The organism is Lysobacter sp. A421 (genome assembly GCF_054052145.1).
In genome coordinates, this window is the sequence record NZ_JBSVRL010000007.1 from 1 (window position 1) to 16,412 (window position 16,412).

13 protein-coding genes and 1 tRNA gene are annotated in these 16,412 nt (G+C 62.7%); all 14 read right to left on the reverse strand.

All coding sequences use genetic code 11. The features are described 5' to 3' along the window. Positions 1–117, reverse strand: a 117-nt coding sequence (locus ACW7G6_RS14370; protein WP_155914192.1) for a GTP-binding protein, incomplete at its 3' end; no start/stop codon positions are given. 69 nt (positions 118–186) lie between these two features. Beyond that, positions 187–2,277 (reverse strand): elongation factor G, encoded by a 2,091-nt coding sequence (gene fusA / locus ACW7G6_RS14375; RefSeq protein WP_456998592.1) that lies wholly within the window; start codon positions 2,275–2,277, stop codon positions 187–189. A gap of 142 nt (positions 2,278–2,419) precedes the next feature. Next, complete coding sequence (rpsG, locus tag ACW7G6_RS14380; RefSeq protein WP_456962235.1) at positions 2,420–2,887, reverse strand: 30S ribosomal protein S7; 468 nt, start codon at positions 2,885–2,887, stop codon at positions 2,420–2,422. A gap of 12 nt (positions 2,888–2,899) precedes the next feature. Beyond that, on the reverse strand, positions 2,900–3,274 hold the full coding sequence (gene rpsL, locus ACW7G6_RS14385) for a 30S ribosomal protein S12 (RefSeq protein ID WP_036196058.1): 375 nt from the start codon (positions 3,272–3,274) through the stop codon (positions 2,900–2,902). A 277-nt stretch (positions 3,275–3,551) separates the two neighbouring features. Continuing rightward, positions 3,552–7,781 carry a DNA-directed RNA polymerase subunit beta' gene (gene rpoC, locus ACW7G6_RS14390; protein ID WP_456978478.1) on the reverse strand — a complete coding sequence of 1,410 codons (4,230 nt, stop codon included), beginning with the start codon at positions 7,779–7,781 and terminating at the stop codon, positions 3,552–3,554. Between the two features lie 96 nt (positions 7,782–7,877). Continuing rightward, positions 7,878–12,041: a DNA-directed RNA polymerase subunit beta gene (rpoB, locus tag ACW7G6_RS14395; protein WP_456978843.1), complete on the reverse strand. Its 4,164-nt coding sequence runs from the start codon at positions 12,039–12,041 to the stop codon at positions 7,878–7,880. Between the two features lie 282 nt (positions 12,042–12,323). Next, positions 12,324–12,698, reverse strand: a complete 375-nt coding sequence (gene rplL, locus ACW7G6_RS14400; protein WP_456962237.1) for a 50S ribosomal protein L7/L12 — start codon at positions 12,696–12,698, stop codon at positions 12,324–12,326. Between the two features lie 86 nt (positions 12,699–12,784). Then, positions 12,785–13,309 carry a 50S ribosomal protein L10 gene (gene rplJ, locus ACW7G6_RS14405; RefSeq protein ID WP_456978477.1) on the reverse strand — a complete coding sequence of 175 codons (525 nt, stop codon included), beginning with the start codon at positions 13,307–13,309 and terminating at the stop codon, positions 12,785–12,787. 360 nt (positions 13,310–13,669) lie between these two features. After that, complete coding sequence (gene rplA, locus ACW7G6_RS14410) at positions 13,670–14,368, reverse strand: 50S ribosomal protein L1 (RefSeq protein ID WP_456962239.1); 699 nt, start codon at positions 14,366–14,368, stop codon at positions 13,670–13,672. A gap of 4 nt (positions 14,369–14,372) precedes the next feature. Continuing rightward, entirely contained in the window at positions 14,373–14,801 is a 429-nt protein-coding gene (rplK, locus tag ACW7G6_RS14415) for a 50S ribosomal protein L11 (protein ID WP_456978476.1), read from the reverse strand. Between the two features lie 101 nt (positions 14,802–14,902). Further along, positions 14,903–15,520: a transcription termination/antitermination protein NusG gene (gene nusG, locus ACW7G6_RS14420; RefSeq protein ID WP_456978475.1), complete on the reverse strand. Its 618-nt coding sequence runs from the start codon at positions 15,518–15,520 to the stop codon at positions 14,903–14,905. A gap of 4 nt (positions 15,521–15,524) precedes the next feature. Beyond that, on the reverse strand, positions 15,525–15,902 hold the full coding sequence (secE, locus tag ACW7G6_RS14425) for a preprotein translocase subunit SecE (protein ID WP_456978474.1): 378 nt from the start codon (positions 15,900–15,902) through the stop codon (positions 15,525–15,527). A 15-nt stretch (positions 15,903–15,917) separates the two neighbouring features. Then, positions 15,918–15,993, reverse strand: a tRNA-Trp gene (locus tag ACW7G6_RS14430). Positions 15,994–16,100: 107 nt separating this feature from the next. Beyond that, positions 16,101–16,412: EF-Tu C-terminal domain-related protein (locus ACW7G6_RS14435; RefSeq protein ID WP_456998593.1), on the reverse strand; the 312-nt coding region annotated here is incomplete at its 5' end.

The window sequence follows — 16,412 nt, forward strand, 5'->3', positions numbered from 1 at the left end:
ACGCTCGGCACCGACCTTGGTCAGCGCGGCGGTCAACGTGGTCTTGCCGTGGTCAACGTGACCGATCGTGCCGACGTTCACGTGCGGCTTGGTGCGCTCGAATTTACCCTTGGCCATGATTGTTACCTCTGAAATCGTTTAATGAGCTTGTTGGGAGCTGGCCGGCGGCAAGCGCCGGCCAATACGTCAGTTTTTATTGACCACGGCCTCGGCGATATTGCTCGGTGCCACGGCGTAGTGATCGAACTCCATCGTGAAGGTCGCGCGGCCTTGCGACATTGAACGCAGGCTGGTCGCATAACCGAACATCTCGCCAAGCGGCAAGGTCGCGTCGATGATCTTGCCCGACGGAGTGTCTTCCTGACCCTGCAGGATGCCGCGGCGCCGACTGACATCGCCCATCACGTCGCCGAGGTAATCCTCCGGCGTCACGATCTCGACCTTCATCATCGGCTCCAGCAACACCGGACTGGCCTTGTGGAAGCCTTCCTTGAAGCCCATCGAACCGGCGATCTTGAACGCCATTTCAGATGAATCGACCTCGTGGTACGAGCCGTCAACCAGCCTCACCTTGACGTCAACGATCGGGTAACCGGCCAGCAGGCCGTTGGCGATCACTTCCTGGATGCCCTTGTCGACCGCCGGGATGTACTCCTTCGGCACCACGCCACCCACCACGCCGTTTTCGAAGACGTAGCCGCTGCCGGTCTCGCCGGGCTCGATTTCGAGCCAGACATGACCGAACTGGCCCTTGCCGCCGGACTGGCGCACGAACTTGCCTTCAGCCTTGACCGCCTTGCGGATGGTCTCGCGGTAAGCCACCTGCGGCTTGCCGACGTTGGCTTCGACGTTGAACTCGCGGCGCATGCGATCCACCAGGACGTCCAGGTGCAACTCGCCCATGCCGGAGATGATGGTCTGGCCGGATTCCTCGTCGGTATGCACGCGGAAGGTCGGATCCTCCTGCGCCAGACGGCCCAGCGCCATGCCCATCTTTTCCTGGTCGGCCTTGGTCTTGGGCTCCACCGCCATCGAGATGACCGGCTCCGGGAAGATCATCCGCTCCAGCGTGATGATGTGATCGATCGCGCACATCGTATCGCCGGTGGTAACGTCCTTCAGGCCGACCGCGGCGGCAATATCACCCGCGCGCACTTCCTTGATCTCGTGGCGATCATTGGAGTGCATCTGCAGGATACGGCCGACGCGCTCCTTCTTCGACTTGACCGGGTTGTAGACCTGGTCGCCCGAATTGAGCACGCCCGAATAGACCCGGAAGAACGTCAGCGAGCCCACGAACGGATCGGTCATGATCTTGAAGGCGAGCGCTGAGAACGGCGCGGCATCGGACGCTTCGCGATGCGTCTCTTTCTCGTCGTCATCGATGCCTGGAACCGGCGGCACGTCGACTGGCGAGGGCAGCAACTCGATCACCCCGTCGAGCATCGCCTGGACGCCCTTGTTCTTGAACGCGGTGCCACAGAAGACCGGAATCACTTCCACCTTCAAGGTGCGCTCGCGCAAGCCAGCGATGATCTCGGCCTCGGTCAGCTCCCCGTCGTTGAGGTACTTGTCCATCAGCTCTTCGCTGGCCTCGGCGGCAGCCTCGACCATGAAGCTGCGGGCCGCCGTGGCCTCTTCGAGAAGCTCGGCCGGGATCTCGCCGTACTCGAACACGGTGCCCTGGGACTCGGTGTCCCAATGAATGCGCTTCATCTTGACCAGGTCGATCACGCCGTCGAAGCTATCTTCTGCGCCAACCGGCACCTGCATCGGCACCGGATAGGCGCCCAGGCGGGCCTTCAGCTGACCGACGACCTTGTTGAAGTTGGCACCGGTGCGATCCATCTTGTTGACGAATGCAAGGCGCGGCACCGAATACTTGTTGGCCTGGCGCCAAACGGTCTCGGACTGCGGCTGCACGCCACCAACGGCACAAAGCACGAACACCGCACCATCGAGCACGCGTAGCGAACGCTCCACCTCGATAGTGAAGTCGACGTGCCCCGGGGTGTCGATGATGTTCAGCCGATGTTGCTGCATGGACTTGTCCATGCCGCTCCAGAAAGCAGTCGTCGCGGCAGACGTGATCGTGATGCCACGTTCCTGCTCCTGCTCCATCCAGTCCATGGTGGCGGCACCCTCGTGGGTTTCGCCAAGCTTATGGTTGACACCGGTATAGAACAGGATGCGTTCGGTGGTGGTGGTCTTTCCGGCATCAATGTGGGCCATGATGCCGAAATTGCGATAGCGTTCGATGGGAGTGGTGCGAGCCACGGTACCCTCTCGTTTAGGTTTACGATTTCTGGAAGGCCGGACGCCGCCTGATGGCGGCACCCGGTTCGCTCAGGCAGCCTGGGCTGCCATCGGACTTGGATTTGTTGCTTTCGAATGCCTTGTTATCAACAAGGCTCCCGAATCACCAGCGGTAGTGTGCGAACGCCTTGTTCGCCTCTGCCATGCGGTGGGTTTCTTCACGCTTCTTGACAGCACCGCCACGGCTTTCCGCAGCGTCAAGCAATTCTGCAGCGAGCTTGCGCGGCATGGTGTTCTCGCCGCGCTTGCGTGCAGCGTCGATCAACCAGCGCATCGCCAGGGCGACGCGGCGCGACGCGCGCACTTCGACCGGCACCTGGTAGGTGGAACCACCAACACGGCGCGACTTGACCTCGACCGCCGGTGAAATATTGGCCAACGCCTTTTCCACCACTTCCAGCGCGTTCGGGTTTTTCTCCCCGATCACGTCCATGGCGCCATAGACGATCCTCTCGGCGACGGACTTCTTGCCGCTGTACATGACCATATTGATGAATCGCGCGATCGTCTCGCTGCCATGCTTTGGATCAGGCAGGATCGAGCGCTGCGGTGCGGAACCTTTACGCGACATGAGTCAAATTCCTCAGGACTTCGGGCGCTTGGCGCCGTACTTGGAACGGCGCTGGCGACGCTTGGCGACGCCGGCGGCATCGAGCGCACCGCGCACGGTGTGATAACGGACACCTGGCAGATCCTTGACGCGGCCGCCACGAATCAGTACCACGGAGTGCTCCTGCAGGTTGTGCCCCTCGCCGCCGATGTACGAGATGACCTCGTAACCGTTGGTCAGGCGCACCTTGGCCACCTTGCGCATTGCCGAGTTCGGCTTTTTCGGGGTGGTGGTGTACACACGTGTGCACACACCACGGCGCTGCGGGCAGTTCTCGAGCGCCGGTGAGGCACTGTTATATGTCGCTGCCTGCCGCGGCTTGCGGACCAGCTGATTGATCGTCGCCATCTGGAGCTCTTTGGTGAGAGGCCGGCCAAGAATGCCGCGCCTCTGTGAAAACGAACGGAAAGCCGAGCTCGCTCGACTTACCGAGACCGAAAAGTATAGCCTGCGTTCAACGTTGCCGTCAAACACATTCAGCACGAAACCGCGGAAGCCGGAAATTACCCTCCCGGCCCCGCGAACATTCCTGATCCCGCCCTGCCCTGGGCCCAACACGAGGCGCTCCTTGCGCCTCATTTGGTGATCTGGGGTGGCTCCTGGGAGCCACCACGACACTACGGTATTACGAAGCGCTCGACTCCTCGCCGACATCGGTCGCGGCCGCTTCGGCCGCCACCGGCGCCGACAGCGCCTCCATCTCCGAGTCGGTCAGTCCCGACGCGTTCTTGCGGCGCTGCGCGTGGTAAGCCAATCCGGTACCGGCCGGGATCAAACGACCCACGATCACGTTTTCCTTCAGACCGCGCAGGTTGTCACGGGTACCGCGCACGGCGGCTTCAGTGAGCACGCGCGTGGTCTCCTGGAACGACGCCGCCGAGATGAACGACTCGGTCGCCAGCGATGCTTTGGTGATACCCAGCAAGACCGGGTTGTACTGCGGGACAATCCCGTCGGCCGCGAGGACCTTGGCGTGCTCTTCGACGAAGCGCTGACGCTCGACCTGCTCGCCGTGCAGGAATTTGCTGTCGCCCTGGTCGGTAATCTCGACCTTGCGCAGCATCTGCCGGACGATCACCTCGATGTGCTTGTCATTGATCTTCACGCCCTGCAGACGGTACACGTCCTGGATCTCCTTGGTCAGGTACACGGCCAGCGGCTCGACACCCAGCAAGCGCAGGATATCCTGCGGAGTCGGCTCGCCGTCCACTACGGTCTCGCCCTTTTCGACGTGCTCACCTTCGAACACGATGATCTGCCGGTACTTCGGAATCAGCTCCTCGTGCTCGGTGCCATCCGAATCGGTGATCACCAGGCGCTGCTTGCCCTTGGTTTCCTTGCCGAAGCTGACCATGCCCGAACGCTCGGCCAGGATTGCCGGATCCTTCGGCTTGCGCGCCTCGAACAGGTCGGCAACGCGCGGCAGACCACCGGTGATATCGCGGGTCTTGGACGCTTCCTGCGGGATCTTGGCCACCACGTCGCCAACGCCCACCGGCGCACCGTCCTGCAGGTTGACCACCGAGCGCGGCGGCAACTGGTACTGCGCAGGCAGGTCGGAACCGGGAATGACCAGGTCATCGCCATTCTTGTCGACGATGCGCACGATCGGACGCAGATCCTTGGACGCGGAACCGCGTCGCTTCGGATCGGTGATCTCGCGCGACGCCAGGCCGGTCAGCTCATCGGTCTTCTCGATCACGGTGATGCCGTCGACGAAGTCCACGAAGCGGACGAAACCGGCCACTTCCGACACGATCGGATGGTTATGCGGGTCCCAGTGGGCGACCTGCTGGCCGGCCTTGATTTCCGCGCCATCCTTGACGTCGATGGTCGCGCCGTACGGCAGCTTGTAACGCTCGCGCTCACGGCCGTGGACGTCAAGCACCGACAACTCGCCCGAGCGTGATACCGCCACCACGTGGCCGGCACCATGCTCGATGTGCTTGAGGTTGTTGAACTTGATCGAACCGGTGGTCTTGACGGTGACGTTGTCGATCGCCGCCGCTCGCGATGCCGCACCACCAATGTGGAACGTACGCATGGTCAGCTGGGTACCCGGCTCACCAATCGACTGCGCCGCCACCACGCCAACCGCCTCGCCATGGTTGACGATGTGTCCGCGACCGAGGTCACGACCGTAGCAGCTGGCACATACACCGAACGAGGACTGGCAGGTGATGGTTGAACGCACCTTGATCAGTTGCACGCTGGCGTCTTCGAGCTTCTGTACCCAGGCCTCGTCCAGCAGCGTGTTGCGGGTGACGATCGGATCGTCGTCATTGCCCGGCAGGAACACGTCCTCGGCCACGACGCGACCCAGTACACGGTCACGCAACGGCTCGACCACGTCACCGCCTTCGACGATCGGGGTCATCATCAGGCCATCGAGCGTGCCGCAATCGTCCTCGGTGATCACCACGTCCTGCGCCACGTCGACCAGGCGACGGGTCAGGTAACCGGAGTTCGCGGTCTTCAACGCGGTATCGGCCAGGCCCTTTCGTGCACCGTGGGTCGAGATGAAGTACTGCAGGACGTTGAGGCCTTCACGGAAGTTCGCGGTGATCGGCGTCTCGATGATGGAGCCGTCAGGCTTGGCCATCAGGCCACGCATGCCGGCCAGCTGGCGGATCTGCGCCTGCGAACCACGCGCACCGGAGTCGGCCATGATGTAGACCGAGTTCATCGACTTCTGGTCGATCGTTTCGCCCTTCGCATTCTGGACCTTCTCGGTGCCGATCGTGTCCATCATGGCCTTGGCCACGCGCTCATTGGTGCGCGACCAGATATCGACGACCTTGTTGTAACGCTCGCCGGCGGTGACCAGACCCGACTGGTACTGCTCCTGGATCTCCAGGACCTCGGTTTCCGCCTCCTCCAGGATTCCCTTCTTGGCATCCGGGATGAGCATGTCGTCGATGCCGATGGAGACACCGGCGCGGGTCGCGTAGGCAAAGCCGGTGTACATCAGCTGGTCGGCGAACACGACCGTGTCCTTCAAGCCCAGCAGGCGATAGCTGGAGTTGATCAGGCGGCTGATGTTCTTCTTGGTCAACTCGACGTTGGCCAACGCAAACGGCAGGCCGTCGGGCAGGATTTCCTGCAGCAACGCCCGGCCGACGGTGGTGTCGACGATGGAGGTCCTGGTCACGCGCTCGCCTTTACCGGCCTCGCTGTCTTCCTGGACCACCGACTCGGTGATGCGCACCTTGACCTTGGCGTGCAGTTCCACCACGCGGTTGTCGTAGGCACGCTTGACCTCGGACACGTTGGCGAACGCCATGCCCTCGCCCTTCTTGTTCTCCAGGCCGCGGGTCATGTAATACAAGCCCAGCACGACGTCCTGCGACGGCACGATGATCGGCTCGCCGTTGGCGGGGCTCAGGATGTTGTTGGACGCCATCATCAGCGCACGCGCTTCCAGCTGGGCTTCCAGCGAGAGCGGCACGTGGACGGCCATCTGGTCACCATCGAAGTCGGCGTTGAACGCGGTGCAGACCAGCGGATGCAGCTGGATTGCCTTGCCTTCGATCAGCACCGGCTCGAACGCCTGGATGCCCAGGCGATGCAGGGTCGGAGCACGGTTCAACAGCACCGGATGCTCGCGGATCACCTCTTCCAGGATGTCCCAGACCTCGGCCTCTTCGCGCTCGACCAGCTTCTTGGCCGCCTTGATGGTGGTGGCCAGGCCCTGGCGTTGCAGCTTGGCGAAGATGAAGGGCTTGAACAGCTCCAGCGCCATCTTCTTCGGCAGGCCGCACTGGTGCAGCTTGAGGTACGGGCCGACCACGATGACGGAACGACCGGAGTAGTCGACGCGCTTGCCGAGCAGGTTCTGGCGGAACCGGCCCTGCTTGCCCTTGATCATGTCGGCCAGCGACTTCAGCGGGCGCTTGTTGGTGCCGGTGATGGCGCGGCCGCGGCGGCCGTTGTCCATCAGCGCATCCACCGACTCCTGCAGCATGCGCTTCTCGTTGCGCACGATGATTTCCGGCGCATTGAGCTCCAGCAGGCGACGCAGGCGGTTGTTGCGGTTGATGACGCGGCGGTACAGATCATTGAGGTCGGAGGTCGCGAAGCGGCCACCGTCCAGCGGCACCAGCGGACGCAGATCCGGCGGCAGCACCGGCAGCACCGTCATGATCATCCACTCGGGCTTGTTGCCGGACTCCAGGAACGCCTCGACCAGCTTGACCCGCTTGGTCAGGCGCTTGAGCTTGGTTTCCGAGCCGGTGGCGGCGATGTCTTCCTTCAGTTGCACCATCTCGCCCGGCAGGTCGAGGGTGCGCAGCAGGTCGTAGACCGCCTCGGCGCCCATCGCGGCGTCGAAGTCATCGCTGTGCTCCTGGCGTGCCTGCATGTACTGCTCTTCGTTGAGCAGCTGGCCACGCTCGAACGGGGTCAGGCCCGGCTCGGTGACGACGAACGCCTCGAAGTACAGGATCCGCTCGATGTCGCGCAGGGTCATGTCCAGCATCAAACCAATGCGGCTGGGCAGTGACTTCAGAAACCAGATGTGCGCGACCGGCGACGCCAGGTCGATGTGGCCCATGCGCTCGCGGCGGACCTTGGCCAGGGTGACCTCGGTGCCGCACTTCTCGCACACCACGCCACGGTGCTTCATGCGCTTGTACTTGCCGCACAGGCACTCGTAGTCCTTGACCGGCCCGAAGATCGCGGCGCAGAACAGGCCGTCGCGCTCGGGCTTGAAGGTGCGGTAGTTGATGGTCTCGGGCTTCTTGACCTCACCGAAGGACCACGAACGGATCAGGTCCGGCGACGCCAACGCGATCTTGATCGCGTCGAAGTTGAGCGCCGGACGCTGCTGGTTGAAAAGGTTGAGCAGGTCTTTCATTTTTCTTTCTCCGTGGAGGAGTAAATCGTCAAGGGGCTGGGATTACCGACTCGGAACGGGGAACGCGCGGTGCGCGGCGTTCCCGTTCCGTTTTTCTCAGTTCTCTTCCAGCTCCATGTTGATCGCGAGCGAACGGATTTCCTTCACCAGCACGTTGAAGGACTCCGGCATTCCGGCCACCATTTCGTACTCGCCATCGACGATGTTCTTGTACATCTGGTTACGGCCCTGCACGTCATCGGACTTCACCGTCAACATCTCCTGCAGCGTGTAGGCCGCGCCGTAGGCTTCCAGTGCCCAGACTTCCATCTCGCCGAAGCGCTGGCCGCCGAACTGCGCCTTGCCGCCCAGCGGCTGCTGGGTGACGAGCGAGTACGGACCGGTCGAACGGGCGTGCATCTTGTCGTCGACCAGGTGGTTCAGCTTCAGCATGTGCATGTAGCCGACGGTGACCTGGCGGTCGAACGCCTCACCGGTACGGCCGTCATGCAAGGTGGTCTGACCGCTGATCGGCAGGTCCGCCAGCTCGAGCATCTTCTTGATTTCCAGCTCTTCGGCACCGTCGAACACCGGCGTCGCCATTGGCACGCCGTCGGTCAGGTTGCCTGCCAGCGCCATCAGCTCCTGGTCACTGAACTGCTTGAGATCGACCCGCTGCCCGTGCAGCTTGATGTCGTGGTTGTAGATCTCGTCGAGGAACTTGCGCAGCTCGGTCACCTTGGCCTGCGCGTCGAGCATCCGCTGGATCTTCTCTCCCAGCCCCTTTGCCGCCCACCCCAGGTGGACTTCCAGCACCTGGCCGATGTTCATTCGGCTCGGTACGCCCAGCGGGTTGAGCACGATGTCGATCGTCTCGCCGTTGGCCATGTATGGCATGTCCTGCACCGGCACGATGGTCGAGACCACACCCTTGTTGCCGTGGCGGCCGGCCATCTTGTCGCCTGGCTGGATCCGGCGCTTCACTGCCAGGAATACCTTGACCATCTTCAGCACGCCCGGTGCGAGGTCATCGCCCTGGGTGATCTTGGCGCGCTTGTCGGCGAACCGACGCTCGAATTCCTTCTCGTGCACGTCGATCTGCTTCTGCGCGCGCTCGATCGCCTCGACCGCCGACTCGTCCTTCATGCGCAGGCTGAACCAGTCCTTGCGGGACAGGCCGTCCAGCACCAGGCTGGTCACGGTCTCGCCCTTCTTCAGGCCGGAACCGCCATTGGCAACCTTGCCGATCAACTGACTGCGCAGACGGCTGTAGATCGCCGCCTCGAGGATCCGGAACTGGTCGTCGAAGTCCTTCTTGACCCGGCGAACCTCGGACTCCTCGATCTGCTTGGCGCGCTTGTCCTTCTCGATGCCGTCACGGGTGAAGACCTGCACGTCGATGACGTTGCCGTCCATGCCCGGCGGCACGCGCAGCGAGCTGTCCTTCACGTCGCTGGCCTTCTCGCCAAAGATCGCGCGCAGCAACTTCTCTTCCGGGGTCAGCTGGCTCTCGCCCTTGGGCGTGACCTTGCCGACCAGGATGTCGCCGGCGCGCACTTCGGCGCCGATGTAGACCACACCGGACTCGTCAAGGCGATTCAATGCCTCTTCGGAGACGTTGGGAATATCGGCGGAAATCTCCTCCGGCCCCAACTTGGTGTCACGCGCTACCGCGGTCAGCTCCTCGATGTGGATCGTGGTGTAACGATCCTCCTGCACCACCCGCTCCGACAGCAGGATGGAATCCTCGAAGTTGTAGCCGTTCCACGGCATGAACGCGATCAGCATGTTCTGGCCCAGGGCCAGCTCGCCGATATCGGTCGAGGGACCATCGGCCAGCACGTCGCCGCGGGCGATCACATCGCCCACGTTGACCAGCGGGGTCTGGTTGATGCAGGTGTTCTGGTTGGAACGGGTGTACTTGATCAGGTTGTAGATATCGACACCGGCATCGGTCTCGCTGCTGATCTCGTCCTCGTTGACCTTGACCACGATGCGCGCCGCATCGATCTGCTCGATCGTGCCGCCGCGCAACGCATTCACGGTAACGCCCGAGTCACGCGCCACGGCGCGCTCGATACCGGTACCCACCAGCGGTTTCTGCGAACGCAGGGTCGGCACGGCCTGACGCTGCATGTTCGCGCCCATCAGTGCGCGGTTCGCGTCATCGTGCTCCAGGAACGGCACCAGCGCCGCGGCAACCGACACCGTCTGCATTGGCGAGACGTCCATGAAGTGGACCTCGGCGGGCGGCTTGAGCATCGACTCGCCCTGGTAGCGGCAGTCGACGAACAGCTCGCTCAGCACGCCCTTGTCATCCTGCGGCGCATTGGCCTGGGCGATGACGTACTCGTTCTCCTCGATCGCCGACAGGTACTCGACGTCGTCGGTGACCTTGCCATCCACCACCTTGCGGTACGGCGTCTCCAGGAAGCCGTACTCGTTGGTGCGGGCAAATACCGCCAGCGAGTTGATCAGGCCGATGTTCGGGCCTTCCGGAGTTTCGATGGTGCACACGCGGCCGTAATGGGTCGGATGCACGTCGCGCACCTCGAAGCCGGCGCGTTCACGGGTCAGGCCACCTGGCCCAAGAGCCGACACGCGGCGCTTGTGGGTGACTTCCGACAGCGGGTTGTTCTGATCCATGAACTGGGACAGCTGCGAGGAGCCGAAGAACTCCTTGACCGCGGCCGCCACCGGCTTGGCGTTGATCAGGTCCTGCGGGGTCAGGCCATCGGCCTCGGCCATCGACAGGCGCTCCTTGACCGCACGCTCCACCCGGACCAGACCGACGCGGAAGGTGTTCTCGGCCATCTCGCCAACCGAACGTACGCGGCGGTTGCCCAGGTGATCGATGTCATCGACGATGCCGCGACCGTTGCGAATCTCGGTCAGCACCTTCAACACGTCGAGGATGTCGGAGCCTTCGCCGACCTCGGCCGCCAGCCGCTTGGAGTCTTCATCCTTGCGCAGCGAGAAGTAGCGGGCGTCATACAGCACCGAGGCGCCGGTGACTTCCTTGCGACCGATGCGACGGTTGAACTTCATCCGGCCCACGGCCGACAGGTCGTAGCGGTCGAACGTGAAGAACAGGTTGTGGAACAGGTTCTGCGCGGCATCCTTGGTCGGCGGCTCGCCCGGACGCATCATCCGGTAGATCTCGACCAATGCCTCCAACTGGGTCTTGCTGGGATCGATCCGCAGCGTGTTGGAGATGAACGCGCCGCGATCCAGGTCGTTGGTCCAGATCGTGCCGACCACCTCGATACCACCCTTGCGGAACAGCTCCAGCTGCTCTTCGGTGATCTCGTCGTTGGCAGCAGCAATCAGCTCGCCGGTGCTGGTGTCGACCACGTCGTGGGACAGGGTCCGGCCAACCAGGTACTCGTCCGGCACCGCCAGTGCATCGATACCCGACGCCTCCAGTTGCTTGACGTGGCGCGCGGTGATGCGGCGGCCGGCCTCGACGATGACCTTGTCACCATCGGCCAGGTCGAAGTCCAGGGTCTCGCCGCGCAGGCGCTCGGCAACCAGCTCCAGCTGGACGCCCTCGGTGGGATCGATGTGGAACGTGTTGACCTCGAAGAACTCGGCCAGCATTTCCTCGTCGTTGTAGCCCAGCGCGCGCAACAGGATGGTCACCGGCAACTTGCGGCGACGATCGATACGGGTGAACAGCGCGTCCTTGGGGTCGAACTCGAAGTCCAGCCACGAGCCGCGGTACGGAATCACGCGCGCGCTGTAGAGCAGCTTGCCCGAGCTGTGGGTCTTGCCGCGGTCATGGTCGAAGAACACCCCGGGGCTGCGGTGCAGCTGGGAGACGATGACGCGCTCGGTGCCATTGACGATGAAGGTGCCGTTGCCGGTCATGAGCGGAATCTCGCCCATGTAGACCTCCTGCTCCTTCACGTACTTGATCGCCTTGGTCGACGACTCGCGGTCGTAGATCACCAGGCGCACGGTCACGCGCAGCGGGGCGCCGTAGCTCATGCCACGCTGGCGGCACTCGCGCTCGTCGAACGCGGGCTCACCCAGTTTGTAGCCGACATATTCCAGCGCCGCGTTGCCGCTGTAGCTGGCGATCGGGAACACCGATTTCAGCGCCGCATGCAGGCCGCGCTCCTTGCGCTTGGCCTGGGGCACGTCTTCCTGCAGGAACCGGCGATAGGAATCGACCTGGATCGCCAGCAGGAACGGCACCTCGAGGATCGAACGGCTCTTGCCGAAGTCCTTGCGGATGCGCTTCTTTTCAGTGAACGAATAGTTGACCTTGGAGCTCATGGTCGTCTTGGAAGCTGTGGTCATGGTGAGCTACCGCCTCGGTGTGCATCGGGTCGCGCGTCCGCGAGCCTGGGGGATACGTGAGTAGGGGGATACAAAAACAATGCAAAATTGCCAGTGGGAAGTCGCTGGTATTGCCGGCACCAGCACGCCATCTCCCGCTACTTCCAACTGCCAACTCGTTACCTGGTATCGCAGATGCCTCAACAACGGCCAAAGGCCGGGAGCTTTCGCCCCCAGCCTTGGCTGGTCGCCCATGTTACCCGGCGACGCAAGTACTGCTTACTTTACTTCGACGGTGGCGCCAGCTGTTTCCAGGTCCTTCTTCAGCTTGGCGGCTTCGTCCTTCGACACGCCTTCCTTCACATCCTTCGGCGCGCCTTCGACCAGGTCCTTGGCTTCCTTCAAGCCCAGACCGGTGATCGCACGGACCACCTTGATGACCTCGACCTTCTTCTCACCGGTGGCCTTCAGGGTTACGGTGAACTCGGTCTGCTCTTCCGCCGGGGCGGCAGAAGCCGCGGCCGGACCGGCAGCGGCCACGGGGGCAGCGGCGGACACGCCGAACTTCTCTTCCATCGCCTTCACCAGCTCCATCACTTCCATGAGGGACTTTTCAGCGATCGCTTCGATGATCTGTTCGTTGGACAGGGACATTGTAAAACCTCGATTATCTAGATTGGAAACGACTTGATTGTCGTACTGCGTTTCAAGACTGGAAAACGTAAACCGAACTGTTAGCCTCAGGCCGCCTTCGCCTGGCCAGCCGCGTTGACGACGCGGGTGACCTGCGAGGCCGGTTCGCTGAGCAAGCGGACCAGCATGGTGGCGGGCTGGGACATGACGCTGAGCAGCATCGACAGCGCTTGGTCGCGGGTCGGCAGTGACGCCAGGACATCCACATGGGAGCCCGGGTACAACTGCCCGCCCAACGACACCAGGCGCGGCTTCAACTTGTCGTTCGCTTTCGCGAACTCCTTGATCAGACGTCCTGCGGCACCGGGATCTTCCTGCGAGAAGGCGTACAGCAGCGGGCCGGTCAGCTCGTCGACGATGACGGCATAACCGGTATTTTCCACTGCTCGGGAGACCAGCGTGTTCTTGGCAACTTTCAAGTACACGCCCGACTCACGGGCCTTCTTGCGCATGTCAGTCAATTGACTGACGGTAAGACCCACGTACTCCGCGGCGACCAGCGAGTGCGCCTTGCCGGCGACCTCGGCCAGTTCGGCAACGACTTCCTGCTTCTGGGTCAGATTAAGAGCCATTGCACTCCTCCGTACTTCAACTCCGTCCCGCACAAAATGCACGGGAGCGGTCCTCGGTCGGCATCGTTTGGCCCGATGCCGGGAATGCCGCAAGCGGCACTCCGGGTGGTAGCCGTTTCCAAGACAACACTTGCAAAAACACGTCTGGAGGGTCGGCAACCATCTACGCAGGCCCGGCTCGGTGAAGTCCTTGCGGCGACTCCACCTGAAACCGGATTAAGCAGTCCCGCTGGTGACGACGGCGATTCCCTGCCAGTGAGGAGCTTCCGTGCCCGTCGTCGTCACGCGCTGACCGCGCCTACGGTCTTTGACGGCTATCGCCGCGGCCGAAGCCTTGGCGATGCCCTCAAAATTCTTGCGTTACTTCAGGATCAGCGTTCCCTGGTCCACGGCAACGCCGGGGCCCATGGTCGAGCTGACCGAAATTTTCTGCAGGAAGTGGCCCTTGGCCGTCGCCGGCTTGGCCTTGATCAAGTCCATCAACAGCGCTTCCAGGTTGCCCTTGAGCGAAGCATCGTCAAAATCGGCCTTGCCAATCGTGCAATGGATGATGCCGGCCTTGTCGGTGCGGTAGCGGACCTGGCCGCCCTTGGCGTTCTTGACCGCCTCGCCCGGGTTCGGCGATACGGTGCCGACCTTCGGGTTGGGCATCAGGCCCCGCGGGCCGAGCAGCTGACCCAGCTTGCCGACCACACGCATCGCGTCCGGGGTGGCGATGACCACGTCGTAGTTCAAGTCGCCCGCCTGCATCTTCTCGGCCAGGTCATCCATGCCCACGGCCTCGGCACCGGCGGCGAGTGCCTCGTCGGCCTTGGCGCCGGCCGGCGCGAACACTGCTACGCGTACGGTCTTGCCGGTACCTGCTGGCAGCACGGTAGAGCCGCGCACCTGCTGGTCGGACTTCTTGGCATCCACGCCCAGGCGTACGGCGACATCGACGGACTCGACGAACTTGGTCTTGGTCGCGGTCTTGACGATCTTGATGGCATCACCAAAGGCGTAGGACTTGCCCGGCTCGATGGCGGCCTTGATTGCTTTCTTGCGCTTGCTCATTGCCATGGTCTCAGCCCTCCACCGTCAAACCCATGCTGCGGGCAGAACCCGCAATCGTACGAACCGCCGCTTCCAGGTCGGCCGCAGTCAGGTCAGCCTCCTTCATCTTGGCGATCTCCTCGAGCTGGGCCCGGCTGATCTTGCCGACCTTCTCGGTGTTGGGGCGCTTGGAGCCAAGCGTGACGCCAGCCGCCTTCTTGAGCAGCACGGCGGCCGGGGTGCTCTTGGTGATGAAGGTGAAGGTGCGGTCCGAGTACGCGGTGATGATCACCGGCGTCGGCAGTCCCGGCTCCAGCTTCGACGTCGCCGCGTTGAAGGCCTTGCAGAACTCCATGATGTTCAGACCGCGCTGACCGAGGGCGGGGCCCACCGGCGGCGACGGATTGGCCTGACCGGCCTTGACCTGCAGCTTGATATAACCAACTACTTTCTTTGCCATTGCTCAGCTCCTGCGAGTGCGGACGCCAGTGAGTCTTTCGACCACGGGCTCCTCGCGGTTGTTGCCGGGGCGAACCACTCGTCCCGGCGAATCTGTTGCCGTCAGGCCTTCTCGACCTGGGCGAATTCCAGCTCGACCGGAGTCGAGCGACCGAAGATCAGCACTGCGACGCGCAGGCGGCTCTTCTCGTAATTGATTTCCTCGACCACGCCGTTGAAGTCATTGAACGGACCGTCAACCACGCGAACCATCTGCCCGGCTTCGAACAACACCTTCGGCCGCGGCTTCTCGACGCCTTCCTGCACCCGGTCCAGGATTGCGGCGGCTTCGTGATCGGCGATCGGTAACGGCCTGTCGGCGGTGCCACCGATGAAACCCATTACCTTCGGGGTCTCCTTGATCAGATGCCAGCACTCGCTGTCGATCCGCGGAATGCCACTTTCGTCGTTCGTCTTGATCTGCACCAACACGTAACCCGGGAAGAATTTGCGCTCGGAGCGGCGCTTCTGTCCGGCACGCATCTCCACGATCTCTTCGGTCGGCACCAGCACATCGCCAAAGCGATCCTGCATTTCCTCGCGCTCGATCCGGTCGCGCAGAGCCTGCGCGACAGTTTTCTCGAAACCCGAATAGGCGTGGACGACGTACCAACGCTTGTTGCTGTTCGCGTCGTCGCCGCCGTTGTCCACGTTGTTGCCTGGCGTCTGCACCTGTGTCATCTCCTCACCGTCCCAGTAGCCATTTCACGGCCGCCTGGATGACCACGTCGAACCCGGCCATGATCAGGCTCAGAATCACGACTGCCAAAACCACCACCCACGTGGTGCGCGTTGCTTCCTGGCGCTTTGGCCAGACCACCTTGCGCAACTCGAAGCGCGACTCCGAGAGGAACTGCAGGGTTTGCCCACCCAGGTGGCTGCTCAGGAAGACCGCCACACCGGCGACCAGGCCCGCGGCCACGAACAAGGCGCGCAACGCGCCCGGCAACTGCTCGAACCAGTAGAACGCAAAGATACCGGCGACGACCAGGAGCACCGCCACCACGTACTTCAGAATATCGCCGGCGTCGGCGGACTTGTGTTGTTCAGCCTTGCTGTTCAATCGACCTTCCGCATTTGGCACGCCAGGAGGGACTTGAACCCCCAACCTGCGGTTTTGGAGACCGCTGCTCTGCCAATTGAGCTACTGGCGTATTTGACTGGTTCTGAAAAAGGCAACGGCGGCTGACGCCGCCCTGCCGGGATTGATGCTTGTGGTACCGGCAAGGTCGCTCGCAACAATGCGACCTGCCGTACTGCGTTACTTGATGATCTTGGCGACCACGCCGGCGCCAACGGTACGGCCACCTTCACGGATCGCGAAACGCAGGCCTTCGTCCATCGCGATCGGGTTGATCAACTCGACCACCATCTTCACGTTGTCGCCCGGCATCACCATCTCCACGCCCTCAGGCAGCTCGCAGGCGCCGGTCACGTCGGTCGTGCGGAAGTAGAACTGCGGACGGTAGCCCTTGAAGAACGGCGTGTGACGGCCGCCCTCGTCCTTGCTCAGGATGTACACCTCACCCTCGAACTGGGTGTGCGGCTTGATCGAACCGGGCTTGCACAGCAC

Bases quoted from the DNA above. Each gene is read 5' to 3' on its own strand.
- rplK (WP_456978476.1), bottom strand. From the start codon at position 14,801: ATGGCAAAGAAAGTAGTTGGTTATATCAAGCTGCAGGTCAAGGCCGGT.
- rpsL (WP_036196058.1), bottom strand. From the start codon at position 3,274: ATGGCGACGATCAATCAGCTGGTCCGCAAGCCGCGGCAGGCAGCGACA.
- rpsG (WP_456962235.1), bottom strand. From the start codon at position 2,887: ATGTCGCGTAAAGGTTCCGCACCGCAGCGCTCGATCCTGCCTGATCCA.
- rplL (WP_456962237.1), bottom strand. From the start codon at position 12,698: ATGTCCCTGTCCAACGAACAGATCATCGAAGCGATCGCTGAAAAGTCC.
- nusG (WP_456978475.1), bottom strand. From the start codon at position 15,520: ATGACACAGGTGCAGACGCCAGGCAACAACGTGGACAACGGCGGCGAC.
- rpoB (WP_456978843.1), bottom strand. From the start codon at position 12,041: ATGAGCTCCAAGGTCAACTATTCGTTCACTGAAAAGAAGCGCATCCGC.
- rplA (WP_456962239.1), bottom strand. From the start codon at position 14,368: ATGGCAATGAGCAAGCGCAAGAAAGCAATCAAGGCCGCCATCGAGCCG.
- rpoC (WP_456978478.1), bottom strand. From the start codon at position 7,781: ATGAAAGACCTGCTCAACCTTTTCAACCAGCAGCGTCCGGCGCTCAAC.
- rplJ (WP_456978477.1), bottom strand. From the start codon at position 13,309: ATGGCTCTTAATCTGACCCAGAAGCAGGAAGTCGTTGCCGAACTGGCC.